Origin of the sequence: Lientehia hominis (assembly GCF_021044755.1) — a bacterium.
Classification (GTDB): domain Bacteria; phylum Bacillota; class Clostridia; order Lachnospirales; family Lachnospiraceae; genus Lientehia; species Lientehia hominis.
In genome coordinates this window covers 129,575-156,083 of record NZ_JAJNOR010000005.1, presented here as the reverse complement: position 1 = coordinate 156,083, position 26,509 = coordinate 129,575, and the positions used below count along the sequence as shown (strand labels likewise).

General features: G+C 49.8%; 23 protein-coding genes. 16 read left to right on the top strand and 7 right to left on the bottom strand.

All coding sequences use genetic code 11. From position 1 onward, the window contains the following. The first annotated feature begins 3 nt into the window (after window positions 1–3). The 7 genes from LQE92_RS09610 to LQE92_RS09580 all read left to right on the top strand — a co-directional run bounded on the left by LQE92_RS09610 (window position 4) and on the right by LQE92_RS09580 (window position 6,617). The gene (locus LQE92_RS09610; protein ID WP_231062766.1) at window positions 4–876 is read left to right on the top strand and encodes an ABC transporter ATP-binding protein; all 873 of its coding nucleotides are present in this window, start codon (window positions 4–6) and stop codon (window positions 874–876) included. Then, window positions 876–2,108 (top strand): ABC transporter permease, encoded by a 1,233-nt coding sequence (locus tag LQE92_RS09605; protein WP_231062765.1) that lies wholly within the window; start codon window positions 876–878, stop codon window positions 2,106–2,108. Before LQE92_RS09610 ends, LQE92_RS09605 begins: the two co-directional genes overlap by 1 nt. Then, on the top strand, window positions 2,083–2,700 hold the full coding sequence (locus LQE92_RS09600) for a hypothetical protein (protein ID WP_231062764.1): 618 nt from the start codon (window positions 2,083–2,085) through the stop codon (window positions 2,698–2,700). Before LQE92_RS09605 ends, LQE92_RS09600 begins: the two co-directional genes overlap by 26 nt. 79 nt (window positions 2,701–2,779) lie before the next feature. Then, window positions 2,780–3,859, top strand: a complete 1,080-nt coding sequence (locus LQE92_RS09595; RefSeq protein ID WP_231062763.1) for an ABC transporter substrate-binding protein — start codon at window positions 2,780–2,782, stop codon at window positions 3,857–3,859. A gap of 29 nt (window positions 3,860–3,888) precedes the next feature. Continuing rightward, complete coding sequence (locus LQE92_RS09590; RefSeq protein ID WP_231062762.1) at window positions 3,889–4,818, top strand: ABC transporter permease; 930 nt, start codon at window positions 3,889–3,891, stop codon at window positions 4,816–4,818. A gap of 2 nt (window positions 4,819–4,820) precedes the next feature. Then, window positions 4,821–5,618, top strand: a complete 798-nt coding sequence (locus LQE92_RS09585) for an ABC transporter ATP-binding protein (protein ID WP_231062761.1) — start codon at window positions 4,821–4,823, stop codon at window positions 5,616–5,618. A 147-nt stretch (window positions 5,619–5,765) separates the two neighbouring features. Continuing rightward, window positions 5,766–6,617, top strand: coding sequence for a prepilin-type N-terminal cleavage/methylation domain-containing protein (locus LQE92_RS09580; RefSeq protein ID WP_231062760.1), 852 nt, complete (start codon window positions 5,766–5,768; stop codon window positions 6,615–6,617). 4 nt (window positions 6,618–6,621) lie between these two features. Here the strand turns inward: LQE92_RS09580 and LQE92_RS09575 are convergent, their stop codons facing one another. Next, complete coding sequence (locus LQE92_RS09575) at window positions 6,622–8,268, bottom strand: ASKHA domain-containing protein (RefSeq protein ID WP_231062759.1); 1,647 nt, start codon at window positions 8,266–8,268, stop codon at window positions 6,622–6,624. Window positions 8,269–8,396: 128 nt separating this feature from the next. Between LQE92_RS09575 and LQE92_RS09570 the strand changes: the two genes are divergently transcribed. The 6 genes from LQE92_RS09570 (at window position 8,397) to LQE92_RS09545 (ending at window position 16,986) form a co-directional block, all read left to right on the top strand. Further along, window positions 8,397–9,062, top strand: coding sequence for a response regulator transcription factor (locus LQE92_RS09570; RefSeq protein WP_231062758.1), 666 nt, complete (start codon window positions 8,397–8,399; stop codon window positions 9,060–9,062). Beyond that, entirely contained in the window at window positions 9,059–10,462 is a 1,404-nt protein-coding gene (locus LQE92_RS09565) for a sensor histidine kinase (RefSeq protein WP_231062757.1), read from the top strand. Before LQE92_RS09570 ends, LQE92_RS09565 begins: the two co-directional genes overlap by 4 nt. Window positions 10,463–10,556: 94 nt before the next feature. After that, the gene (locus LQE92_RS09560) at window positions 10,557–11,903 is read left to right on the top strand and encodes a DUF6034 family protein (protein ID WP_231062756.1); all 1,347 of its coding nucleotides are present in this window, start codon (window positions 10,557–10,559) and stop codon (window positions 11,901–11,903) included. Window positions 11,904–12,068: 165 nt separating this feature from the next. Beyond that, window positions 12,069–13,385: an NCS2 family permease gene (locus LQE92_RS09555; RefSeq protein ID WP_231062755.1), complete on the top strand. Its 1,317-nt coding sequence runs from the start codon at window positions 12,069–12,071 to the stop codon at window positions 13,383–13,385. Between the two features lie 221 nt (window positions 13,386–13,606). Then, entirely contained in the window at window positions 13,607–14,338 is a 732-nt protein-coding gene (locus LQE92_RS09550) for an ABC transporter ATP-binding protein (protein ID WP_231062754.1), read from the top strand. Further along, window positions 14,335–16,986, top strand: coding sequence for an ABC transporter permease (locus tag LQE92_RS09545; RefSeq protein ID WP_231062753.1), 2,652 nt, complete (start codon window positions 14,335–14,337; stop codon window positions 16,984–16,986). Before LQE92_RS09550 ends, LQE92_RS09545 begins: the two co-directional genes overlap by 4 nt. A 5-nt stretch (window positions 16,987–16,991) precedes the next feature. Here the strand turns inward: LQE92_RS09545 and LQE92_RS09540 are convergent, their stop codons facing one another. Further along, the gene (locus LQE92_RS09540; RefSeq protein ID WP_231062752.1) at window positions 16,992–17,750 is read right to left on the bottom strand and encodes a DeoR/GlpR family DNA-binding transcription regulator; all 759 of its coding nucleotides are present in this window, start codon (window positions 17,748–17,750) and stop codon (window positions 16,992–16,994) included. Window positions 17,751–17,953: 203 nt separating this feature from the next. On the opposite strand from LQE92_RS09540, the gene LQE92_RS09535 reads away from it, so the two are divergent. Further along, window positions 17,954–18,967 carry a carbohydrate kinase family protein gene (locus tag LQE92_RS09535; RefSeq protein ID WP_231062751.1) on the top strand — a complete coding sequence of 338 codons (1,014 nt, stop codon included), beginning with the start codon at window positions 17,954–17,956 and terminating at the stop codon, window positions 18,965–18,967. Between the two features lie 4 nt (window positions 18,968–18,971). Here the strand turns inward: LQE92_RS09535 and LQE92_RS09530 are convergent, their stop codons facing one another. Genes LQE92_RS09530 through aroC form a run of 3 tightly spaced genes read right to left on the bottom strand, consistent with a single transcriptional unit; the run spans window position 18,972 to window position 23,264 of the window. Next, window positions 18,972–19,613, bottom strand: a complete 642-nt coding sequence (locus LQE92_RS09530; protein ID WP_231062750.1) for a GDSL-type esterase/lipase family protein — start codon at window positions 19,611–19,613, stop codon at window positions 18,972–18,974. Window positions 19,614–19,656: 43 nt separating this feature from the next. Next, the gene (gene uvrA / locus LQE92_RS09525) at window positions 19,657–22,089 is read right to left on the bottom strand and encodes an excinuclease ABC subunit UvrA (RefSeq protein ID WP_231062749.1); all 2,433 of its coding nucleotides are present in this window, start codon (window positions 22,087–22,089) and stop codon (window positions 19,657–19,659) included. Next, window positions 22,086–23,264 carry a chorismate synthase gene (gene aroC, locus LQE92_RS09520; RefSeq protein ID WP_231062748.1) on the bottom strand — a complete coding sequence of 393 codons (1,179 nt, stop codon included), beginning with the start codon at window positions 23,262–23,264 and terminating at the stop codon, window positions 22,086–22,088. The genes uvrA and aroC overlap by 4 nt, the downstream gene beginning before the upstream one ends. Window positions 23,265–23,374: 110 nt before the next feature. Between aroC and LQE92_RS09515 the strand changes: the two genes are divergently transcribed. After that, window positions 23,375–24,124, top strand: coding sequence for an HAD family hydrolase (locus LQE92_RS09515; RefSeq protein ID WP_231062747.1), 750 nt, complete (start codon window positions 23,375–23,377; stop codon window positions 24,122–24,124). Here LQE92_RS09515 and LQE92_RS09510 read toward each other — a convergent pair. Continuing rightward, window positions 24,099–25,034 (bottom strand): glycerophosphodiester phosphodiesterase family protein, encoded by a 936-nt coding sequence (locus LQE92_RS09510; RefSeq protein ID WP_231062746.1) that lies wholly within the window; start codon window positions 25,032–25,034, stop codon window positions 24,099–24,101. The genes LQE92_RS09515 and LQE92_RS09510 overlap by 26 nt on opposite strands. After that, a complete protein-coding gene (locus tag LQE92_RS09505) occupies window positions 25,031–25,834 on the bottom strand; it encodes an MBL fold metallo-hydrolase (protein WP_231062745.1) in 804 nt (267 codons plus the stop codon). Before LQE92_RS09505 ends, LQE92_RS09510 begins: the two co-directional genes overlap by 4 nt. A 235-nt stretch (window positions 25,835–26,069) precedes the next feature. Between LQE92_RS09505 and LQE92_RS09500 the strand changes: the two genes are divergently transcribed. After that, on the top strand, window positions 26,070–26,471 hold the full coding sequence (locus tag LQE92_RS09500; RefSeq protein ID WP_231062744.1) for a hypothetical protein: 402 nt from the start codon (window positions 26,070–26,072) through the stop codon (window positions 26,469–26,471). The last annotated feature ends 38 nt before the right edge of the window (window positions 26,472–26,509 follow it).

The window sequence follows — 26,509 nt, the reverse complement described above, 5'->3', positions numbered from 1 at the left end:
AAGATGGAAATTTCGATTGAGCATTTAAATCAGTATTACGGAAAGAAGCAGGCGCTCCGGGATATTAACCTTACGATATCCTCCGGGATGTTCGGACTGCTGGGGAAGAATGGGGCGGGAAAGACGACCCTTATGAAGGTACTGTCCACATTGTTAAAGAAAAGCGAAGGATCAGTGGAGGTCTGCGGCGTTCCGGTGGAGCATGCGAAAGAAGTGCGTTCCATGGTCGGATATCTGCCGCAGGATTTTTCCATGTATGGGAGCATGAGTGCCTACGAGGCGATGGATTATCTGGGAGCTCTGTCGGGCCTGTCAAAACAGGAGAGGAAGGAACGGATTCTGCCCCTTTTGGAGAAAGTGAATCTGGATGCCCAGGTCAAGACGAAGGTAAAAGCCATGTCCGGCGGCATGCGGAGGCGGCTTGGAATCGCCCAGGCGATCCTCCACGATCCGAAGGTGCTCATCGTGGATGAACCTACGGCGGGGCTTGACCCGGAGGAACGGGTACGGTTCCGAAATCTTCTTTGTGAAACTGCCCAGGACAGAATCGTCATTTTATCCACTCACATTGTGGGGGATGTGGAAGCTACCTGTGAACATATAGGAATCCTGGATGAAGGAGAGCTGATCTTCAACGGCACAGTGGGGCAGCTGCTGAGTATGACAGAAGGACGGGTCTACAGCGCGGAAATCTCAAAGCTCGAGCTTCCAAAGGTACAATCTATGTATCCGGTGACTTCGATGCTGGCAGTGGGGGGCTCGGTGTCAGTCCGGTTTATTTCCGATGTTCCCCCTGTTTTTCCGGCGAAGCTCTGCAGGGCAGGCGTCGAGGATGCATATCTGTATTTGATGCACGTGGAGAGGGGGGAACTTTGATGTTTATTTCACTGTTTTGGAAAGAGTGCAGACAGATAGGCAAAAGTATCGTATATTATGCGTTCCTGGCCTGCCTGATCTTATTTTTCATGAGTCAGCTGGGGGAGGAAAGCTGGAATCTTGCCAAGCCGCAGCCGGGACAGGAAGAGTATGGAAGGACTTATTCCAAAGATGAACAGACAATCATGAACAGGACGCTGCAAAACCTTTCCCTGGACTACGTCCAAAACCGGTATACCACGTATCCCCTCGGTTTTTATAAAAAGGTGGTACTGGGTGAAAAAAAGATGGCGCGGATGGAGGAAATCATGGGGGAGCTCATAGGAGTTTCCAGAGAAGAGCTGGGAGTCATCATCGACGACTATATCAACGAGGCAGAATCGAACACAATGGAGGGAGTAATTGTGAGACCGTCCGTCAGTCCGGCAGAGGGACTGACCTATGAACGTTTCCTGGAGCTTATGGAGGAGATTGACGGAATACTGGGAGGACATTCTACTTATGCTCCGGAAGTATTAAAAAACGGGACTATAGTGAGCCAGACCTACGAGGGGGCTTTAGAGGAGTACAGGGCAATTGTAGAAAAGGACCGGTATACCGGCGCATACGCCCGTCTGTTCTGCGATTATATGGGGTTGATGCTGTCGATTCTGCCGGTGTTCCTTGCAGTCGCCAGGACACTAAAAGATAAACGCTCCAAAGCTTCACAGGTGATTTACTCCAAACAGGCATCGTCCGGATGTGTGATACTGTCCAGGTACCTCGCTGCCCTATTCATGACGATGCTGCCGGTGATCGCAATGGCCGCGGCCGTTCATATCCAGTGTGGTGCGGCTGCCGTCGGGGCGGGGATCGCTGTGGACCACCTCGCTTTTGTGAAGTATGTGGGCGGCTGGCTGTTTCCTACCGTAGCGTTTACACTGGCGGCGGGCTTCTTGATCAGCGAGCTTACAGAGAGCGTATGGGCTGTGCTGATCCAAGGGATTTTCTGGTTCTTCAGTGTATTTCAGTCCTTCGGAGGACTAAACGGAAATTTTGGCCTCAAATTTATACCGCGGTTCAATGATTTTGGAAATACGGAACTGTTTTTCAGTCAGCTGCCGGACCTGATCGTCAATCGGATTTTCTATGGAGTTCTGACGGCTGTGCTGGTGCTGCTCTGCATCGGAGTATATACATGGAAGCGGAAAGGAGGAAGCATACGCCGTGGAAAATTACGTAGAAGCCGGTAAGATTCATTTGAAATATCATCTGAAATACCATCTTCTGGCGGGGATTCTCCTGCTCTGCCTGATGCCGTTTCTGATGGGAGTGCAGTATCTGGAGCCAAATGAGACGGCGCAGACCCTGGAGATGTATGCGGCGCTCATGGGGATCATATTCCTGGTTCCGGCTTTCCTGCCGGACCAGGACAGGAATATCCGGGATCTTCTGCGCTCCAAAAAGGTATCCATTACATGTCTCCATGTGATCCGCCTTTTGGAGGCGCTGGTGTTTCTGGCGCTGTTCACAGGAGCATGCGTACTATTTCTAAAATACAACGGCTGCGAATTTCCGGTATGGTACTATTATCTGGGCACTCTGGCGGGAGCCTTGTTCCTGGGAGGGCTGGGCATGTTCTTTTACAGTCTCACCGATAATATTGCAGTCGGATATATGATTCCTATTGTTTATTACGTCATAAATTTCAGCGGAGATAAATATCTGAAGGACTTTTATCTGTTCTCCATGATGGGAGGCAGCTATGTCCCTAAATTCTATCTGGCGGCCGCGGGAACCCTGCTTTTACTCGTGGGGGTAGTGTGGCGTCGCTTTAAACCGTAACGCTTTAACGTATTGACCTTCCTCATCTTTTGTAGTATGATGATAAAGCTATATCATATAGAAAAGAGAGGATTTTGAGATGAAAAGGAAAGCATTGGCACTTATGATGGCGGCGCTGCTCGCCGTAGGTCTGTTGGCTTCCTGCGGAAATAAGGACGCAAAGGAAACCACAAAGGCAAAAGAAACGACAGCGGAAGAAACTACAAAAGCCGGTGAGACGACGAAGGCTGCGGCCGGAGAGGACGCGGAGACAGAGAGTGGAACCGTGAAGATCGGCGTTATCCAGCTGGCTGAGCATCCTGCCCTTGACGCGAGTTATGAGGGTTTTAAGGAGGCGCTGAAGGAAGCAGGATATGAAGAAGGGAAAAATCTGGAGCTGGATTTCAACAATGCACAGGGAGATCCCTCCAACTGTGAGACGATTGCCAATAAGCTGGTGAATAACAATTGTGACCTGGTTCTTGCCATTGCGACGCCCGCGGCGCAGGCGATAGCCGGAAAGACGACGGATATTCCGATTCTGGCAACGGCAATTACAGATTTCAAGGTTGCCGGCCTGGTGGAGAGCAATGAGAATCCTGGGACCAATGTCTCCGGGTCTTCTGACATGAACCCCGTAGAAGAGCAGATCTCCCTGCTTCAGGAGCTGCTTCCCGATGCGAAGAAGATTGGTATCATGTATTGTTCCTCTGAAGACAATTCCATCGTACAGGCAGATCTGGCAAAATCTGTATGCGAGGCGAAGGGCCTGGGATTTGAGGAGTTCACCGTATCCGATTCCAGTATGATTCAGTCTGTTGCAGAGTCCATGATCGGAAAAATAGACGCAGTTTACATTCCCACCGATAACCTGCTGGCGGAAGGCATGGCTACGGTTGCGATGGTAACCAATGCGAACGGCCTGCCCTGCATCGTAGGAGAGGAAGGGATGGTGGCCAATGGCGGTCTTGCCACATATGGCCTTGATTATACCACACTTGGAAAAATGGCCGGTGAGATGGCCGTGGACATTCTGAAAAACGGAAAAGACGTAAGCGCTATGCCGATTCAGTATATCAGTGCAAAAGACTGCACGCTGGCTGTGAATTCAGATGTGGCGGCAGAGCTTGACGTAAGTTTGGATGCCGTAAAGGATAAAGCGAAGGACCTTGCGGAATAAACGGCGATAGATGAAGGAGAAGGGCGATCATGGGGGTTTTATTTGCGATTCAGGGCGCCATAAGCCAGGGGATCCTCTGGGGCATCATGGCGCTGGGCGTTTACCTGACATACCGGATACTGGATGTGGCCGATCTGACTGTGGATGGCAGCTTTGCTCTGGGTGGATGTACCTGCGCCGCGCTTATCACGGCCGGCGTTAATCCGTATCTGGCGGTGCTGGTGTCTATTATAACGGGTATGGCGGCCGGCTTTATTACCGGAGTGTTACATACGAAATGCGAGATTCCCGCTATCCTGGCAGGAATTTTGACACAGATAGGACTGTATTCCATCAACCTCAGGATTATGGGGCGTTCCAATACGCCTCTTTTGAAGGTCCCGACCATATTCAAGGGACTGACCGGGCTGACCGGACTTTCCCAGAACTGGGTATCGCTGATAGTAGGATTGATCTTTACGGCAGTTCTTATTTCCTTTCTGTACTGGTTTTTCGGGACGGAGATCGGTTCTGCCATCCGGGCGACCGGAAATAATGAAAATATGGTCCGCTCTCTTGGCATGAATACCAACACCCATAAGGTATTGGGACTGGCCATCAGTAACGGTCTGGTCGCTTTATCCGGAGCCTTGGTGACACAAAGTCAGGGATATGCGGATGTAAAGCAGGGGACCGGTGCCATCGTCATTGGACTGGCATCTATCATCATCGGCGAAGTCATCTTTGGAAAGAAGAGCAGTTTTGGCGTCAAGCTGGTATCTGTGGTGGTGGGCTCTGTGATATACCGGATTATTGTGGCGGTAGTCCTGCAGATGGGCCTTAACACTGATGATCTGAAACTCCTTACGGCCATACTGGTCGCGGCGGCTCTGACGGTTCCTGTTTTGCTGGGAAAACGGAGACAGGCGTCGAGCTATGACCCGATGACGGGCGGCCAGACCGGGAAAGGAGGGGAATGAGCATGTTAAGAATCAGCCATGTGAGCAAGACCTTCAATCCTGGTACGGTAAATGAAAAGCAGGCGCTCCGTGATATCAACCTGCATCTGGAGCCGGAGGATTTTGTGACGATAATTGGAGGAAACGGAGCAGGAAAGTCCACGACGCTTAATATGATCGCGGGTGTTTATCCCATAGACTGCGGAACTATTTTCCTGGACGGCCTCAATATCTCCAGACAGCCGGAATATAAGCGGGCGGCTCTTTTGGGCCGCGTATTCCAGGATCCGATGATGGGGACCGCGGCAAATATGCAGATTGTGGAGAACCTGGCTCTGGCCCACAGAAGGGGCAGGAGACGAGGACTTAAGTGGGGAGTCACAAAAGAGGAAAAAGAGGTGTTTTATGGAGAGCTTAAGCGTCTCGGTCTCGGTCTAGAGGACCGCATGACATCGAAGGTGGGTCTTCTGTCCGGAGGGCAGAGACAGGCTCTGACTCTTTTGATGGCGACGCTGCAGAAGCCAAGGCTGCTGCTTTTGGATGAGCATACGGCGGCTCTAGATCCGAGAACGGCCAAAAAGGTGCTCAATCTGACGGAAGAGATTATTGCGGAAGAAAAACTGACGGCTCTGATGGTGACTCATAACATGAAGGATGCCATCCGTCTGGGAAACCGTCTTGTCATGATGCATGAGGGACATATCATTTATGACGTGCGGGGAGAAGAAAAGAAGAAGCTCACCGTAGAAGATCTGATGAAGAAGTTTGAAGACGCCAGCGGCGGAGAATTTGCCAATGACCGTATGATACTGACGGACTGAAAGATAAAAAGCGTGGGCCGGATTCCAGGCCGCGGAGAAAGTATTCAGCGGGACACTGCTTAAAAAAGCAGTGTCCCGTTTGTTTTTTCAGAGGGAAGACTTTGCTTTACTTTTGCGGAAGAACAGATATAATAGGAGAGAGGAAACGTGATCAGAAAGGGGTTGGTTGCCGTACAAAGGAAAAGGAATACCAAGAAGGGCTTCACTTTAGTGGAGCTGATCGTAGTAATTGTGATCATACTTGTCCTGGCCGCGGCCGTTGTGCCGTGGATAATGAGGCATATCACCAATGCAAAAAAAGTGCCGTGTCAGTCGAACAGGAGAGCATTGATATATGACCTGGTGGACGCGCTTGCCATGGATGAGGCGCATACCGTCCGGGATCTGCAGCAGATGGCGGATGATTCAGAGATCAAGTGTCCGGAGGGAGGGACTTATACCGTGATGTGCACGGGAGACCCTCTGGAGAATACAGATACTCTGCAGATTGTCTGTGACAAGCATAAAGACAGCATTTCCGGGGACGGAGGAAGCACTCCAGCCAATCCCAATGCCGCGAGTCTGGGGCTTTGGGGAGATTTTCAGAAGTTTGCAGAGCAATCTTCTCAAAAAAAGAATTCAGCTCTGAGAGAAGCTTTTCTGAAGGAATATGGGGGCCAGTGGCCGACGCTGACCGTGGATGGAGAAACTTATTATATTCAGCCGTTTTACAGCGAGTCGGCGGATTCTTCCCTGCCGATGGAACAGAGGACATGGCTGTATGCGACGAAGGACTCCGGTACAGCCAGCAACTGGTCGGTTCCGTATGTGTTTGATCCGGTCACTCAGGAGTGGTACGGGGCGACTAAATGGAACGGAAGCGCAGGAGGGTCGGCCAATATTCTGTCAAAGGATGCAGATACGCTCCATGATACGATCGCGAATTCCACCCATAACGGGACAGACAGGCCGACGTGGAAAAAAGTGGAGAAATTCCAGGAGGATGTGCCTGGAAAGTAAAGGTCTATTCTGGGGGCAGGATATGACGTTTCTGCAGCTCCCGCTTCACGGTGGGACAGCGGTCCAGATCCGTGTGAGGAAAGAATCTGGCGGCCCGCATTTTCGTCACAAAGTCTTCTGCCATGCCGAACTGGATATAATGAATGTTCGGCAGTATTTGAGAGATTTGATTCATAAGGCGTCTGTCTGTGAGAAGACTGCAGGCGCCTTTTAAGGATCCATTTCCGATACAGGAGAAACGCTCCCTTGGCAGATCCGGGTAAAGTCCGATGGTGATCGCGGACTCCAGGTTCAGGTATCTGCCGAAGGAACCGGCCGTATAGACACGCTCTATATCCTCTGCGGATATGCCGGTCTCTTCCAGCAGGCAGGAAATCATTGTGCTGGCCGCGGCCTTTGTGTCCAGAAAACTGTCAATGTCCTTTTGAGAAAAGTACAGGTCCTCACCCGCTTCGGATTCTTTTCCCCAGGCGTATACCACGGCCGTTTCCCCGCCTTTTAAGACGATTCTCTCGGAGCTTCCCATGAGAAGCTTTCCCTGGAGGTCCATCCATCCGTTTAAGAGGAGCTGGGCCAGCAGGTCTACGATACCGGATCCGCATATACCTTTGGCGGGTCCGTTTCCGATCACAGTCACTGTGAGAGCACCGTCCGCAATAGTAACGGAATCTATGGCACCGGTATCGGCGCGCATCCCGAAACGGCTTATTCCGCCTTCCAGGGCCGGACCGGCGGCGCCTGCGCCCGCCACAAGAAATTCGGAGCTGCCGATGACCATCTCTCCGTTGGTGCCGATGTCGATATACAGGGAAATATGAAAATCTTCTGTCATCCTTGAAGCAAGAAGTCCGCTGACGATATCGCCGCCCAGATAATTGGCAGAGGATGGAAGACAGTATACCAGCCCGGAAAAAGGAAGAGTGATCTCCCGGCCCGGAAGAAAGCCGGTTTGATTGAAGACCGGAGCGAAAGGTGACAAAAAGACAGGAAAAGCATCGATATCCAGAAGAAAATGAATCATAGTGGTATTTCCGCCGATGACCATGACAGGGCATTCGGATACGGAAATACCGCTTTTCTTTTCCAGCTCTTCCATCAGAAAGGAAAGACTGTCCGCAGCTGCCCGCTGAAGCTCTTTTCGATGTTCAGGACTTGATTTGGTATAAAAAATGCGGCTTAAGATATCTTCTCCAAATGAAATCTGACGGTTAAAACAGCTTTCCTCTGCCAGAATCTCTCCCGTATTCAGATTCATAAGTGTCATTGCAACCGTAGTGCTGCCGAGATCTGCGGCGAGACCATAATGGCAATCCGTAGTATCACCTGCTTCAATGGAAGTGATCTCCCAATTCCTGCCCGTATACACCATGGTCACAGTGATCTTCCAGTCCTTCAGCCGAAAGGAAGGATAATCCCGAACAAGGACTGTATAGGGAAGGTAAAAGAAGGAATGGGTCTGTTCTGAGAAAAGGGAGCGATCTTTAAACGAAAGAGCGTCAAGGGCGTTTAGCAGGCGATCGGCATCTCCCATCGTGTCCGAATCGGAGGGAGGTGTCAGTTCCAGATATATTTTCTGGCTGAGGGAATGGCCGGATTTACATGCGGGATAAACTTCGGATATCCCGCAGATCGGCGCAGTGGTATGTTTCATGATGTCTGTGCCTCCTGAAAATACAAAATTTTACTATATTGACAGTATATCATATTTACAACTTGTTTACAAAGGCGGTGCCGTATGGAAGAAGGTCTATGGTAAAATATAGAGGAAGGGGTGAGAATATGGAAAACAAAATTTTAATTATAGAAGATAATGAAGCGATTGCGGACTTGATTGAGATGAATCTGGTCGTGACCGGATACAGGGTGAAAAAAATCGCTGATGGAAATCAGGTGAGCAGACTGCTGACAGAGGACAGGATGTTTGATCTGGCAATCGTGGACATCATGCTGCCGGGAAAGAATGGATTTGAACTTCTGCCGTATCTGCGGCAGCGGGGAATCCCCGTGATATTCCTGACGGCAAAGGATGATGTGGCATCAAAAATAAAGGGGCTTAAGGAGGGGGCGGAAGATTATATCGTAAAACCTTTTGAAGTCCTGGAGCTTTTGGTGCGGATAGAAAAGGTCCTGGAGCGGACTGGACGGCTGCAGAAATACTTGTCTGCTGCGGATATAAAGATATATCTGGACATCCGGACAGTGATGCGGGGAAAAGAGGAGATTCATCTTAAACCTCTGGAATATGATCTTTTGGTACTTCTGGTCCGAAATAAAAATGTTACGTTTACCAGGGAGCGTCTTTTAAAAGAAGTCTGGGGAGATGTATATATAGGAGAGACCAGAACGGTGGACGTCCATATTGGCCAACTTCGGAAAAAACTTGGAATACCGGAACTAATACAGACGATTCCTAAAATCGGATACAGGCTGGAGGACGGAACATGAAATTATATCAAAGGATCATGGCGGCGACCTTTGTTATTTTGACTTTGAGTGGCGTGATTTGTGGCGGAATTCTGGGAGTGAAGTTTCGGGATCGGCAGATATCGAGAGCCGTAGAGACAGAAATGTCCAATTATGACGCGGCAAGGTATACTTTTCAAAGATTATATATGGCAGAAAGCCGTCCGGGAGACTCGAAACAGATATCATATGTGATTCTGAAATATATATTCCGCCAGAATCTGTTTGAAGATTATATTTTTATAGACGAAGAAGGAACCATCTGCGACTCTTCAGAATACATGATCACTTATGATCCTGCTTGGAAGAAAGAGAATAAATATGAGGATACAGAGTATTCCATGGAAGAGCTGGAGGGGGAACACTTGATGGTGCTTGGCTCCAGAGAAGCGTGGGCAGGAGAAAACTGCTATCTTTTTTCAGTTCGCAGTTTAACGGTCATCTATAATGATACGGAAACATTTCTTTGGCAGTTTTCCGGTATTTGGTTTCTGATGGTTGGGCTGGCTTCTGTGTTCACGGCGGCGGCAGCAAAAATGGTGCTGAAGCCGCTGGAGGAATTGGAAAGAGCGGCGGTTGCCGTAAGTGAAGGCAGTTACGACTGGATACTGGATGTGAAACGTAAGGATGAAACGGGTCATGTAGCCGCAGCATTTAACAATATGGCAAAACAAGTGGAAATGCACGTGTCAGAGCTGGAACATGCCAGTGAACAACAGAAACAGCTGCTGGGAAGCCTTACCCATGAAATCCGTACGCCGATGACTTCCATAATTGGATACTCGGAAACGCTTCTTCAGATGAGACTGAAAGAAGAAGAGAAACAGAAGGCACTGCATAATATCCATGAACAGGCATGTTATCTGCAGCGCCTGTCATCTAAAATGATGGAGTTATCAGGACTTTACCAAAACAGTGCCATAAGCATGCGGAGCTGCGTTTTGAAAGAGATTCTTCAGAATGCCGTTTTGATGGAAGAAAAACGATGGCCGGACAAAAAGTTTATTTTAGAAATAGAAGAGCCGGCAGAAAGTGCCGCAGTTCAAGGGGACGAGGATTTACTGTTGAGTTTATTTGTCAATTTGACTGATAATGCCGCAAAGGCGTCTCTAAAGGGTCAGGAGATTCGAATTCGGCTCACAGACGGGAACAATGTATCTGTTCAGGATTTTGGAAAAGGAATTCCGTCTGGGGAGATGAAAAAGATAAAAGTCCCGTTTTATATGACAGATAAAGCGAGAGGAAATAAACAGGGTCTTGGGCTTGGTCTGGCGATCTGCGAACAGATAGCTAAACTGCACGGTATAAAAATGGATATTGAGAGCGAGGAAGGAGAAGGAACTACGATTACGCTGCTTTTTCCAAAAGAACCGGAAATATGAATCCATATAAAGTATGTTTTACATATCGTTTACGAAGCGATGAAGAATTTGCAGCGGAAATGCGGTAAGGTAGAGGCAGGAAAGGAGTGGTAAGATGAAAAGGAAAGGATTGTTGCTTTTACTGGCCTGCCTGCTTCTGAGTATTTCGGCCGGCATAGGATGCGGGGTGCGCGCAGCGAAGGGAATGGTACAGAAAAAAGATCAGAAATGGGATGAGACGGAAGAAACGCCAGAACTGAGTCCAGAAGAAGAGCGAAAGAAGACGGGACAGTATGAGGGGATAGAAAAAGCAGCGGCCCTGAGGGTTCCGGAACGGTATTCGGAAGTGGTTTATGGGACAGAAGCAAATTTGGAAATCATCACGGATGCGGAAATCCATATCCCATCAGATAATGGCTTCTACATGGTTCCAGTGGAAAAAGGATGCTTTGACGGAGAGGATCTGAAGAAGGTCGCCGGAGCACTTTTGGAAGGGAATCCGCTTTATAGGATGGAAAATCCAGAAGGGACGGATTTGGCTGAAATTGACTCCAAGCTGTGGAAAAGAGAGACCATGCTGGAATCGCCGGAGGGCTGTCCTGATGAAGAACGGATACAGCTGGAAGATGAGATAGAAGAACTGAAGCGGCAGCGCGAAGAAGCAGCATCGAAATCAATAAAAAAGGAAATCCCTCTGGTTTTCACGGAAGATTCAGAAGGGAATCTAAGCGTCTATGGATTGGCTGATCTAAAGCGAGGCGTCATGGTCTTTGAAATGACAGAGAGCTTTGTGCGTTTGTCCCAGCAGTCTGATGCAGGAAGGGATACCTGCACCATAACAAAGGAGACGGCGGAAAAAAAGGCGGATGAATATTTGGATGGTCTGGGTCTTTCGGAGGCTTTTTCCTGTACTTATGGCCATGAAGCTGAAGATAAGAGTGGATATGTATTTTATTATACGAGAAAGATAGGAGGATGGTCGGTCAATTATAGCTGGCAGAGGGGAAGCCAGAGCATTTCAGATGACAGGGGAATGGATCCATGGCCTTATGAGCTGCTCGTAATGAAGATTGATGATGAGGGAATTTACTTTCTGGAATACAGCGACCCTTATGAGGAGGAAGAACGCGGAGCAGAGCATGATGCGGCGGCGGAGCTTCTCCCATTTGATGAGATTATTTCCATTTATACCAGAATGATTCCGCAGGTCAAAAGCTATATGGCCCCTGGAGAAGGGGAAACTGCCGTTATCACAGTTGATGAAATCATGCTGGGATATGGGCGGGTCAGGAGTGAGGATGAAGAGGCAGAGGGATATCTGGTGCCTGTATGGGACTTTTATGGTAATTTGGAGGTCTTCGACGGAGACAGAGACGGGCGTTCCATAAATAGGGAGCAGTATGTAATGATTTCCATCAATGCATTGGATGGGACTGTGATAGATAAAGGCACAGGGTCATAATTATATTCAGAAACTTAAGAAAAAATTCATTTTTATAAAAATTTCTCATTGAGTTTATAAAAAATTTATGGTACTATAGTTTCAGTTTGAAATACAGTGCAGCCGGGACAGGGAAAAAGCGTTCTTTGTTCCGGCGTGTTATGTCTAAGAAACGGAGGATGAAAAATGGAAAAGCTTTTCAAACTGAAGAAGCATAATACCAATGTGAGAACAGAGGTTATTGCCGGTATCACCACTTTTTTTGCCATGGCGTATATTATTTTTGTGAATCCCAATTACTTGTCTGCGACAGGTATGGATTTTACAGCCGTTATGGTGGCAACGTGTCTTTCGGCCGCGGTAGGGACTTTATTGACGGCGTTCGTAGCAAATGTGCCTTTCGCCCAGGCTCCCGGCATGGGGCTTAACGCATTCTTTACTTATACCATCTGCATGGGTATGGGCTATACCTGGCAGCAGGGCCTGACGATCGTACTGATTTCTGGTATTCTGTTCCTGATCATTGCGATATCTCCCCTGAGAGGAAAGATCATCGCTTCTATCCCGCCTTGCCTGAAAAATGCAATCTCTGTCGGCATCGGCCTGTTTATCACTTTCGTCGGCCTTCTGAATGCCGGTATCGTAAAATGCTTTGGCCCGGAGGGCGGCAGCTATACGGATATGGGCGTGATCACAAAGGGTTCTGCCCTGCTGGCTATCATCGGCCTTCTGATCACAGCGGTCCTGATCGCTCATAAAGTAAAAGCTGCAATCTTCATTGGCATCATTATCACGACTATCATTGGTATCCCCATGGGTGTCACCACAATGCCGGAGACGGTCACCATGAGCCATATCGGAAATCTCAGCCTGACTATGTTCCAGTTCGATTTCGGAGGCTTGATGGCAATGGGTATCCTTCCGCTCATTACAGCGGTAATCAGTTTCGCGATTGTAGACTGCTTTGATACAGTAGGAACCCTTTTGGGTACTGCGGGAAATGCGGGCATGCTGGATAAAGACGGCAACCTGCCCGGAGGCGACAAAGCCCTGATTGCAGATGCTGTTGCGACGATTTTCGGCGCATGTGTCGGTACTTCTACCGTTACGACTTATGTGGAGTCTTCCACAGGTATCCAGGAAGGCGGCAGGACCGGTCTTGCTTCTGTGGTGACCGGCGTACTTTTCTTGGTCTGTATTCTTCTGGCGCCCATCGCTGGTATTGTGCCGGGCGCGGCGACGGCTCCTGCTCTGATAATCGTAGGAGTATATATGATGATGGGAGCGGTGAAGATTGACTGGTCTGATTTTGAGACGGCTCTTCCCTGTTTCTTGACAATCGCCATGATGCCTTTTGCATACAGCATTTCTGACGGTATTGGATTTGGATTCATTTCCTACACAGTTATCAAGCTGTTCCGAGGAAAAGCGAAAGAGGTTCCGGTACTGATCTACATTCTGTCTGCAATCTTTATTGTTATGTATGTGCTGACCTTAAAATAAGAGACAGTCCACAAAAGAGTGATTTGAAATTGAAAAAACGGCCTGACCGGATATTCTTCCGGACAGGCCGTTTTTATGTTTCAGTACGAGATTTAAAAGTTATATTAAATGTGACAAAACTGTCACGGAAATTGTCACCGGATTGTCATGTAAAAGGGGTATGATAATAAACAGAAAGCAAAAGAAAGAAAAACAGAGTGTGGATAAATGGAGGAGACATTATGGAAGTATTACGGGTTGAGAATTTATGCAAGACATACGGTTTGGGAGATACCAGGGTGGACGCTCTGAGAGACGTGTCATTTTCGGTGGACAAAGGTGAATTTGTGGCCATCATCGGGCCGTCCGGCTCCGGAAAGTCCACGCTTCTTCATATCCTGGGAGGAGTAGACCGGCCGTCCTCCGGCCAGGTCATCATTGACGGCACTCCCATATATGATCTGAATGAGACGAAAATGGCTATTTTCAGGAGAAGGCAGATAGGACTGATCTATCAGTTCTACAATCTGCTGCCGGTCCTGAATGTCAGAGAGAATCTGACTCTTCCGCTCCTTTTGGACGGACAGAAGCCGGATGAGAAGTATCTGAACGAACTGACCCGGGTGCTGGGACTTAAGGACAGGATGAACCATCTGCCAAACCAGCTGTCCGGCGGACAGCAGCAGAGAGTATCCATAGGAAGGGCCCTCATCAACCATCCGGCTCTGGTGCTGGCGGATGAACCCACCGGGAACCTGGATTCCAAGAACAGCGCTGAGATCGTGGAGCTTTTGAAGGAGTCTAACCGTCAGTATCACCAGACACTTATCATCATCACTCATGACGAGCGGATAGCGCTTCAGGCGGACCGGGTGATATCCATTGAGGACGGACGAATCTCCGGAGATCAGTGGCAGACCGGCAGGCAGAGCCAGGCCAGAGAGGCCAGCTGGCGTCAGGGGGTAAGGGCATGAACATCGTAAGCAGAGTGACTGTAAAGCATCTGCGGCAGAACCGGAAAAGGACGGCGGTGACGATTCTGGGCATTATGCTGTCGGTGGCGCTGATTACCGCCATTTCAGCGTTTGCGGAATCCTTTCTGGATATGATGCGGCAGAGCGAGATCGTACAGGACGGAGAATGGCATGTACAGTTCTATGACGTGGATAAGGAGAAGCTTTCCGCCATAGAAGAGGATGGGCATGTAGATAAGGCTTCCATTGTCACTACAGTGGGAACGGCTGTTCTGCCGGACGGTGAGAACGAATACAAACCGTATCTTTTGGTACAGGGATTTGATCCTGGGGCGATGGAAGAGTTTCCGACTACGCTTATGGAAGGAAGGTACCCTGAATCGGCGGATGAGATCGTGCTGCCGGAACACCTTAAGAGCAATGGCGGTGTTGAATGGAAGGTAGGGGACACTATACAGCTGGAGATGGGGACCAGGGTCATCCATGACCAGGACGGAGACCGGGAAGCGCCGGCCTACTATGGACTGGAGCCGGATGAATCACTGGAGGATACGCACCACGCATCTTATAAGGTGGTTGGGATCATCGAGCGTCCCCACTTTGAAAGCTATAATCAGGCGTCTTATACAGCCATCACTTATCTGGATACTTCAGCACTTGATGGGACAGAAAAGCTGGAAGTGTCCGTAAAAGTGAAAAGTCTGAATAAAAGCCTTTACAGCTGGGCTGACGGGCTAGCGGCGTCTTTGGACGTGGAATGTGGGTACAATACGTCCCTCCTTTCCTATTACTTACTTTCCGGCAATAATACGATCGTGAGCATGCTGACCAGAGTGAAATGGGTCATGATGCTGATTGTGGCCGCCGGTTCTGTCGCAGTCATTTACAGTTCCTTTTCGATATCCATCTCGGAAAGAAGCAGGTATCTTGGCATGCTGGCCAGTGTGGGGGCGACCAAAAAACAGAAACGGAATTCAGTTTTTACCGAGGCGGCTATTTTGGGAGCCATAGGGATTCCCCTTGGACTTCTTCTGGGCTTTGCCGGCGTCTTTGTGACGACACAGTGCATTCAGGGGCTAGTGAACGGGATGTACGGCATGGAAGGAGTGACCATGCAGGTGATCATCTCCTGGCCGGGGATTCTGGGCGCGGTGATCCTGGCGGCGGCGACGATTCTTTTATCTGCCTGGATTCCGGCCCGGCGTGCGTCCAGGATCACTCCTGTGGAAGCCATCCGCCAGAATAAAGATGTAAAGCTGAGTGCGAAACAGGTGAAGACCTCGAAACTTACCAGAGCACTATTTGGGTTTGAGGGAGAGCTTGCCCTCAAGAATCTGAAGAGAAATAAAAAGCGTTACCGTGCTACGGTCCTTTCTCTGGTATTCAGCATTGCCCTGTATCTGAGCGTGGCATCCTTTACGGCATATCTGAAGGGAGCCTACCGGATGCAGCTGGGGGTGGACTCATCGAAAACGCCGGATATTTCCGTGACTCTTTACCCAGATGAGGAGAAAGATCAGGAGAACGGCAATGACGAGATGATAGACCAGATACGCAGTATGGGAAATATCACGGAGTTCGCATCGGCAGTCAGCATTTCCTTCAGCTATTATCTGGACGACGGCAATGTTATCAAAGAAGATATAAGAGAGAAGCTGGAGGAGGGCGGAAGCCTGGAAATTGCCGGAGAAGATGTGGGGCCTTACGTGGCAGGCATCCGCCTTATAGGAATGGATGATGCCAGCCTGAGGGAATTCGCCGCCCGGACAGGAGCGGATGAAGAGCGGCTCTTTGACACCGCGCAGAACGGCGTGATTCTGATAAACAAAAGAAACGATGTGACAAATGGGAGATCGTCCTGGAAAGAAAGCTGGAGCTTAAAGACAGGGGATTCCGTCACCGGTTCCTTTTTCAAAACAGAAGGAGGCGACGGAGCGGGAAATTATAAGGAATCTCTGGGACGTTTGGGATTCACTGTGGCCGGGATCACAGACCAACTGCCGTTAGGGGGATATTATGATACTGATTTCAATAGTATGTGTATGTATACAACTGTGGAAAATGCCGTAAGAGTTGGAAAAGAACTGTATGGAGCAGACTGGACAAATTCATCTCAGGTATACCTGAGAACGGATAATCACGATGCGCTGAGGGCAGAGCTTAAGAATATGGCGGACGAAGGCAAGAATATATTTGTCTACAGCCTTGTGGAGGAACGGAAGACAATCAATGACATGCTTCTTTTGGTCAATGTATTTGTATATGGATTTATCATCCTGACCGCTCTTATCTGTGTCACCAGTATATTCAATACCATATCTACCAGCATGGCTCTCAGGAGAAGAGAATACGCGATGCTCAAATCAGTCGGCATGGATCCGGCGCGGTTTGGCCGGATGGTCGCCTATGAAAGTGTATTTTATGGCCTTAAGGCGCTGCTTTACGGACTGCCGATAGGACTGATCCTGATGTATGGCATCTATATGAGCATAGCCAGTGCCATAGCCACGGGATTCTACATCATTTGGGGCCAGGTGGCGGTCGCGGTGGTGTGCGTAATGGCAGTAGTGGGACTTACCATGTGGTATTCTTCCCGGAAGATTAAAAAAGCCAATATCGTCGATGTCCTCAAAGACGAAAATATCTGATTTCATCAAAAAACCACATTCACATTCAGCCTGCTGCAGATTCCGGAAATATCCGGAGGCGGCGGGCTGTTTGTAATAATGGAAGAAATCTCGGAAAATTCAAAGGTTCGATGGAAAAAATGCCTGCCGAATTTGCTGTCGTCAGCCAGGAGTACAGTCTTGTCCGCATGGTTTCTGCAGGCTTGCTTGATCAGGGCGTTTTCTTCATCATAGTCGGTAATACCGGAGGAAGATGACAGGCCGCGGCAGGAAACAAAAGCCAGATCCACATGGTGCCTGGAGATGAAAGCCGCCGCGTCGGGACCGGACAGAGACAATAACTGCGGCTGTACTTTCCCGCAGGTGGCGTAAACGGTGATTCCAGGGGATGGAGCCAGCAGACAGGCTGTTATCAGTCCGTTAGTCAGGACCGTGAGACCGCGGATTTCTGTAAGACGCCTGGCTAAGGCGATACTGGTGCTGCTGGAGTCCAGAAAAAGGGTCTGGCCGGGGGAAACCAGCTTTAAGGCTAAATCAGCGATCCTTTCTTTTTTATCCGAATTGTCACGGATTTTATAATGAACCGGCCATTCCAGCTGGCTGTCCTGAAGCGGATAGGCGCCTCCTCTTGTACGATGGATGAGTCCGGCTGTCTGGAGTTTTTTTAAGTCGCGGCGTATGGTGGCTTCACTGGCGTAGAGGGTATGGGAAAGCTCTTCCACAGAGCAATACGTTTTTTCCTTTAATAATTTTAAGATTTCCTGGCTTCTGGTATGGGATTCCATGAGACCGCCTCCTTAGTTTACAAAAATGATGATTGAATGCGATCATATTATAACATAAAATATGATTAATAATGATTGATTTGAAAGTTTTGTCCAAAGTATTTCATGTGGAGAGAATTTGGATTATAATATTCAAAGAGAGGATTTTTCTGCCGGACCACGGAGGAAAAATCAAGCGATAGGATAGGAGGAGAAGAACCGATATGGCTGGAATCGCAATTGCAGGTACTTTGGTGGTAGACAATATCAAGATGATCGATTATTATCCCAAGAAGGGGATGCTGGCGGACATAAGCTCGGTTTCCAGGGGAATCGGAGGATGTGCGGCGAACACGGCATGTGGGATCAAAGCGCTGGATCCATCCATACCCATTAAGAGCATCAGTCTGGTGGGCGGGGATGACAACGGGGCTTTTATAAAACAGAGACTGACAGAGTACGGAATTGATGCGGAAGGGATTTTGACTACGGATGAGGCGGTCACTTCTTTTTCCGATGTGATGACTATAGAAAATACGGGGGAAAGAACTTTTTTTCATGACAGAGGAGCCTGCCGTCTGTTTTCTCCGAAGCATGTGGATCTGGATAAGCTGGACTGTAATCTTTTGCTGACAGGATACGGCGCGCTTCTGGACAGCATGGACCTCCCCGACGAGGAGTATGGGACGGTCATGGCGCGGTTCTTCCATGACATAAAGGCGCGCGGCATTGAAACGGCCATGGATGTGGCGAGTACCAAAGATGAAGGGCTGATGCAGCGCCTGGTGATTCCGTCCCTTCCATATACGGATTATCTGATCGTAAATGAGACAGAAGGCGGGATGATAGCCGGAATCGAGGCAAGAGACGAGGAAGGGGGCCTGAAACATGAGGCGCTGCCGGAGATCTGCAGAAAGCTGATGGCGCTCGGAGTCAGAAAATGTGCCGTCGTACATGCGCCGGAGATAGGTTGTGCTCTGGATGCCGCCGGGAATTATTGTGAGGAACCTTCTCTCCGCCTGCCGAAAGGGTATATAGTGGGAGCGGTGGGAGCGGGAGACGCTTTCTGCGCCGGGATTCTGTATTCCATTTATAAAGAGCTGCCCATGCAGGAGGCCCTGCGCATCGGTGCGGCGTCTGCCGCAGCCAACCTTTCGGCCGGCGATTCCATCAGCGGCCTCCGTTCCATTGAAGAGGTATGGGAACTGTACAGGAAGTATGGCGTAAAAACAGAATGAAGGTTTAACGGTCCCGGAAATATTTCAGGATAATGTCTGTGAAGGCTGTGGCAAGTTTGCCATGGCCTTCTTTTGTGAGATGAACCCCGTCTCCTCCCAGGTCTTTTTCGGTCAGTATCGCTTGTGCGCTGAAGAAAAGGCAGTCCAGCTTCTTTGACAGCGCTTCATAGGTTTTCGGAAGCAAAAGGATTTTATCTGTGGAGGAGGCGTCAAAGGAGGTTTCGGTCTCTGCGGGGAAGAGAGGGCCGGGAGCGGCTAATAATATCTGCGGCAGAAGCGGATATTTGTCTGCCGGATAGTAAAATCGCATCTTTTTGATCAGATTCTCCATACCGTCGGTGATTTCCTGGGCCGATACATGATATCGGATCTTAGTATCGTTGGAGCCGAGCATGATGATGACAAAGTCCAGGGGAGCATGGCTGATCATGCAGGGAGCCGCATAGTCCAGAGCATTGCGGTAGGGCTCCAGATAATCGGTAAAAGCGGTCGTGCGGCCGTTCAGTCCCTCTTCAATGACATGATAGCCGTTTCCCAGAGCCTCCGCCATACGCATGGGCCAGCGCTCTTTTTCCGTATACCGCCGTCTTAAAAGGGGCACATACCCCCAGGTATTGGAATCTCCGAAGCATAGAATGTTTTTCATGGATATCCTCCTTATTCTTGCAGAATTGCTGTCCCCGGTCCGGTCACAGGTATCTGCCTGTAACGGACATGGGATTTTTTTTGATCATGGAGGGCGTTCCGCAGGCGACTATTTTACCTCCGGCATTGCCTCCTCCGGGCCCCATATCGATGATCCAGTCAGCCTGCCGGATGACCTGGAGATTGTGCTCGATCACGATGACGGTATTTCCCTGGTCCACCATTTTGTCAAACAGAGCCGTCAGATTTTCCACATCCAGGGGATGGAGGCCTACGGTAGGCTCGTCGATCAAATACAGGTTTTTCTTTCCACGGTTTCGGAACAGCTCCACAGCCAGCTTTAAACGTTGTTTTTCGCCGCCGGACAAAGTGGTGAGAGGTTGTCCAAGCTCCAGATATCCAAGGCCGATATCCATCAGCGTGGAGAGGATCCGGGCCAGCTTTGGGGCTCCGGAAAACACTTCTGCAGCTTCCTTTACAGACATGCGGAGGATATCATTGACAGAATATCCGAGGTACTTGACGGCTAAAAGTTCGGGAATGAATCGGCGGCCGCCGCAGGCGGGGCAGATGACCTCCACATCCTGAAAGAACAGCATATTGCTCACCACATATCCAAGCCCGCCGCAGGCTTCACAGCGTCCGCTTCCGGTGTTAAAGGAAAAGTCTTTTGGCCCGAAGCCCTTTTCCACGGCTTCGGGTAGTCTGCCAAAGAGGCTGCGGATCTCGTCGTATGCGCCGGTATAGGTAGCGATGTTTGAGCGCTTCATCGTGGTGGGAGAGGACTGTCTGGCTGTGATGAGCCGGTCAAAGGAATCGCTTCCGATCACTTGGTTTGAAACGGTGTCACCGCCGGTGAAATGTTCCGCGAGGGCTCCGAATACAAGACTGCTTTTTCCGGCGCCGGATACGCCGGTCACTACGGTGAGACAGCCTGTCGGAAAACAGACGTCAATGCCCAAGACATTGTGAGATTCGGCATGCTGAATCTCCAGCCGGCCGTTTCCGGAACGGGGAGTTCTTCGGACCTCATGGGAGGTACGGAAATAATTTCCGGTTACGGAGGCTGGAGAACGAAGAAGAGACTGATAGCTGCCGGCAGCCAGGATTCTGCCGCCGTGACGGCCGGAACCGGGACCCATATCAATGATATGATCGGCGGCCCGTATCACGTCCTCGTCATGTTCGATGACAAGAATGGTGTTTTCCTTATCCCGAAGCTCTTTTAAGGTTCGAACAACGCCTTCAGTATCTTTAGGATGAAGTCCTACAGTAGGTTCATCCAGAATGTAGAGGATACCGGTCAGATCGGAATCCAGGGCGGCGGACAGTTTTACTCTGCGTTTTTCACCGCCGGAGAGAGTCATAGTCTGGCGGTCCAGGTGAAGATAACCCAAGCCTACGCGGATCAGACGGTCAGCCTTGGATTTTAAATCCGTTAAGTATTGGACGGCGGCGCCTTTCTGATGGATGTCCAGTTTGTTTTCCAGGTCGTGGAGCCAAACGGAAAGTTCGTCCAGAGGCATTTCGGACAGCTGCGGGAGCCGGGTGCCGTTCACCATCACATTCCTGCTGTCTTCCTTCAGCCGTTCCCCATGGCAGGCAGGACATGTTTCATAGGAGAAGAATTCTTCGGGGGAATTGCTCTGTCCGGATTTTTCCTCCAGCTTCCGCCACAGGCCGGGAAGAATTCCTTCGAATTTATCAGTTTTAATATCCCCGAAGGCGGCCTTGAATTCGGGACTTTCCGTTCCGTATAAGAGAACGGCCATTTCTTTTTCCAGGAACAGCCGAAGTGGTTTTTGAAGATCGAGAGGGATTCCCAGCTGAGTGAATACATTATTTAAAAGCTTCAGCCGATAGTCCTTGTATCGGTATTTCCAGAGTGTGACCGCGCCGTTTTCCAGGGAGAGCTCAGGATTCAGAATCTTATGGAGATCCGGCTTCCAAACCTTTCCCAGGCCGGAACAGACAGCGCAGGCGCCCTTTCTGGTGTTAAAAGAAAAGTGAGAGCGGGTGAGCTTTTCCATTTTATGGCCGCAGTGAATGCAGTACATATATACGATGAAATCGTCCTCCGATTTTTTGACTTCCTCTCTGCAGACAGAAGCGTCCACAAGTTTTCCGCAGCCGGGGCAGGTGCGGACTCCAAGCTTTTCAAAGAGCATTCTTAAATCCGTATAAATGTCGGTGGATGTACCAAGGGAGGAGCGGGGATTGATATTCTTCTCCTCCTGTCCTATCACGATGGCCGGGGAGGCGTTTTTCACGGCCTCCACATCCGGCTTGTTAATGCCCTGATAAGAAATAGCCTCTAGATATTGTCTCTGGCATTCCTGATAGAGGACATCCACCGCCAGCGTCGTTTTGCCGGATCCGGACAGACCGGTGAGGACGACCAGCTTATTTCGGGGGATGCTCACTGAGATTTGTTTGAGATTACCGTGGCTTGCGCCGCAGATCTCAATGTCTTTCATATCAGTTCTCCGTTCAGAAAACGGGGCGCCTCCGCGGAACGTCCGAAAAACTCGCAGATTTTGTCCATTCTGGCTGACATGCCGGCAAAAAGCATGTCCACCAGTGTGACGGCGACCATGGATTCCACTACTACTACGGCCCGAGGTACGATCATAGGATCATGCCGTCCTTTAATGGAAACGGATACAGGGTTTCCGTCCCGCGTGACGGTCTGCTGTTCTCTGGCGATGGAAGGAGTGGGCTTGACCGCGGCCCGGATGATGATGTCGGAACCGTCACTCATGCCGCCCAGGATGCCGCCGGCGTGGTTGGTGGATTTGCGGAGGTTCTCCAACCGGTCCTTTCCTGTACCGCCATTGGCAGAAGTTTCGTCCGGGGGAAGGAAGGAATCATTGTTTTCCGAACCGGCGGCTCTGGCGGCGGCAAAGCCGTCTCCGATCTCCACTCCCTTTACCGCGCCGATGGAAAAGAGGGCTTTGGACAGATTTGCATCAAGCTTTTCAAAAACCGGTTCTCCGATGCCTGCCGGCATATGGGTGACAATACATTCTATGATGCCGCCCATGGAATCTTTTTCCGCCATTTTCTGTTCGGCAAAGGCTCGTACCTTTTCCGCCGCCGCCGCATCCGGCATATAAAACGGATTCTGAGCGCAAAGGGACAGATCCATCTGAGAAGCATCGCAGGAAATGCCTCCGATTTCCTTTGAATAGGCATGGACTTCTATGCCAAGAGATTTCAGGATCTTTATGGCAACGGCTCCCGCCGCCACACGGCCTATGGTCTCCCTCCCTGAGGATCGCCCGCCGCCGCGGTAATCCCGGAACCCATATTTTTTATCGAAGGTATAGTCCGCGTGTCCGGGACGGTAATAGGAGGCAATCTCAGAATAATCCAGAGAACGCTGGTCTTTGTTGAACACGGCCATGGATATGGGAGTTCCGGTAGTATATCCTTCAAAGACGCCGGACAGGATTTGTACGGCATCGTCTTCAGCGCGCTTGGTGGTATAACGGCTCTGGCCGGGCTTTCGCCTGTCCAGGTAAGACTGGATATCTTCCTCACAGATCGGAATGCCGGCCGGGCAGCCGTCTATAACAGTCCCCAAAGCCTTTCCGTGGGATTCCCCCCAGGTGGTAAATGTAAATATCTTTCCGTAAGTCGAACCTGACATGGCAGTACTGCCTCCTTAAACTTCTTTTTCGATAATTATAGCTTAAGTGGAAAAAGAGGGCAACGGCTTCTTGATATTTACGGAAATATTTTCTATAATGACAGAGACTTATGGATGAAACGGAACGGCTGAATGTAAATGCCGGATGGAAAGAAGAGGAGACGAGAATGCTTAAAAGTATCATATTCGATATGGACGGCGTCCTGGTGAACAGCGAGCCTGTTCATTACCGGGCGTATCTGATGGCCCTTGAAAAGTGGGGGAAATCATTGACTTATGACGAATACAAGAAATACGTCGGGACGACGAACATTGTGATCATAGAAGGTCTGATAGAGAGATTCAAACTGCCCATAGGGGCGGAGGCTCTTAATGAGATCATGAAGGGATATAAAACATTTTTATATGAAAGGGACGGCTATCCTCCTGTGGACGGTGTCACAGAAATGCTCAGATCTCTCAAAGACGCAGGGTATTCCATGGCGGTCGCGTCCTCTTCTCCCCAGGAGAACATTCTGCTTGCCACAGAGGCATTGGGAATCCAGGAGTATTTTGATCAGCTGATAAGCGGAGAAGGAGTGCCGAATCCGAAGCCCGCGCCGGATGTGTTCTTAAAGGCGGCCGCGGCGCTGGGGACAAGGCCGGAGGAATGTCTGGTGGTGGAGGATTCCTGTCATGGAGTATGCGCGGCTAAGAATGCGGGAATGCCCAGCATCGGGTTTGTGAATCCGGATTCCGGAGACCAGGACCTGTCCTGTGCCACGAGACTCACAAAAAGCCTGCGGGAGGTGGATGCGGATTACGTAAAAGCCGTATACGACAGCTTCCGGCCGCTTAGGGGCGGAAGCCTTCAAATATGAACAGATCGAACTGTGCTTTGAACTGTTCCATATCCTCCTTGGAACGTATGGTCCAAGCCACAGCCAGATTTTTATACAGATTCCTGCAGATACGCCGGGAAACCGCATCGGCGCAGGTACAGTCGTAAGCGATGAAATCCGGCTTGGTCAAAAAGTTAAACAGAAGATGGTGCAGGGGAGACAGGAAAAAATAATGCATAAACGGGTTGTCGTTCTTGAACTTTGCAGAGAGCTGACCGCGGACTATCTGGGGCCGGTTCTTTTTGTACCAGCGGAGTACCAGCGGATTGAAGGACTCGATAAAATACAGTCCGGGATAAGCGCCCAGCAGCTCGTCGCAGATGGTGCAGACAGAGGTATCGAACCGCTCCACCTTGTATTCGATCAGCAGCGGGATTCTGCCGTTTACCATATTAAGGACATCTTCAAAACGGGGAATCCTTTCCGCAGTGCCGTTCAGCGTAAATTCCTGAAGCTCTTCATAGGTAAAATCTTTTATTTCACCGGGGACATGGCATACTCTTTCCAGAGAATAGTCGTGGAACACGACAGGGACGTTGTCTTTTGTAAGCTGCACATCCAGTTCAATGCCGTATCCGGCTTCCGCTGCCGCACGAAACGCGGCCATGGAATTTTCCGGCCTGGCCTCGGATAAAGATACCTGCCTGTCAGAGGAAGCCGCCGCCCCTTTCCGTTTTTTTCGGTTCTTGAACGTCTTCTCTCTTTGGATGCCGGGCTTTCTGCCCGGCATGGTACTCATATCATGAAGGCCTCTGTGGGCATAATAATAGCTCATCAGGGAAGCGATGTCGCCCTTATGGCCGAGGGCGGGCATGATCAGGTATAGATACAGCAAGGACAGGACGACACATACGAGGACCAGGATCAGGAGTAGAAGAAGGATCCTCATAGATCCAGGATCTCCCGGTCATCCGGCACAAAAAGCCTGCCGGAATAATATTCATTTCCCTCTGCCGTGTAGTTTCTTTTCCGGTTTTTAATGTCCTTGTCCTCGGTATGCCACAAAACCAGATTGGGAATATGCAGGCTTTCTGCCAGTTCACAGGCTTCCTTGACGGTGCTGTGATGTTTTTCATAGGGTTTGAACCGTTCCCGGTCTCCGTACAGACAGAAGGCTTCATGGAGGAGCCAGTCGCTTCCGGCCACATAGGCTTCGCAGCCCGGGTTATAGGGCTCGTCCCCTGCACATGTGAGTCTCCTCCCGTTCTTTAGAGTCGTGGTGAATCCAAACTGTCTGGCCTTTGTGGAAAGGATGTCGAAAAAGGTCACGTCGTAATCCAGAATGTGTTTCTTGTCGCCGTCCTGTACCGGTACCAGAAGGATTCGGCTGCCGATGCAGTTGCAGAATTTTTTCTGAATGGTCAGAGAGCATAAGGTCCTGATCGTATCCACAAGGCCGTCATGGCAGTAAATATACAGGTTTCCTTCGTACTTACCCTTCAGGATGGAGGTGGCGATCATGCGGATCATCCATACCATGCCCAGTATATGGTCGTTGTGTTCGTGGGTGACAAAGATATGGTGGATATGATTCAGAGGGACCTCCATGTCTTCGAGGACCGTGAGGATTCCGTTTCCTCCTCCGGCATCCACAAGGAAATATTCCTCATCATCCCGGACGGCGAAGCAGGTATTATAGCATCTGGTAGCCTGGGCGTTGCCTGTGCCCAGGACGTATAATTGTTCCATAACCGGTAATTCCTTTCCAATGTAAATGTTTATCGCAGCTTTCTATGGCGATTATACTATGGGCAGACTGAAAATTCAACCCGCCCGCTTCTGGCGTTCCTCAGTTCATAAAAAATTCAGAAATGTTTTCAGAGGTTTCATTGACTGGAATAGGGAAAGAGAATATGATGAATAACAGAGGCGTCCGGAGAATAGAATAAGACGGCGCAGAGATTACAGATTGGAGAGAAAAGAGATGGGCGGATTTCGTGACAAGGTATCCAGATGGATGTACGGCAGGTACGGCAGTGACCAGCTGAATAAGTGTGTGATGGTGTTCACCATTGTTTTTATGGTGATATCCTTATTTACCAGACTTACGGTGTTTTACTGGCTCGCATTGGGCGGACTGATCCTCATGTATTTCCGTATGCTGTCCAAGAATATATATAAGAGAAGCGCGGAGAACACCAAGTATCTGAAGGCGACGGCCGGTATCCGCAGGAGCTTCGCCAGGATGAAGAGCAGGAGCCAGGACAAGAGCCACTGCTATTTTAAATGCCCTTCCTGCAAGCAGACCGTGAGGGTGCCGAGGGGGAAAGGGAAGATCAGTATCAGATGTCCCAAATGCAGCACAGAATTTGTAAAGAAGACATGATAAAATAGAGCATGATATCATAAGGCAGCCGCCGGGAT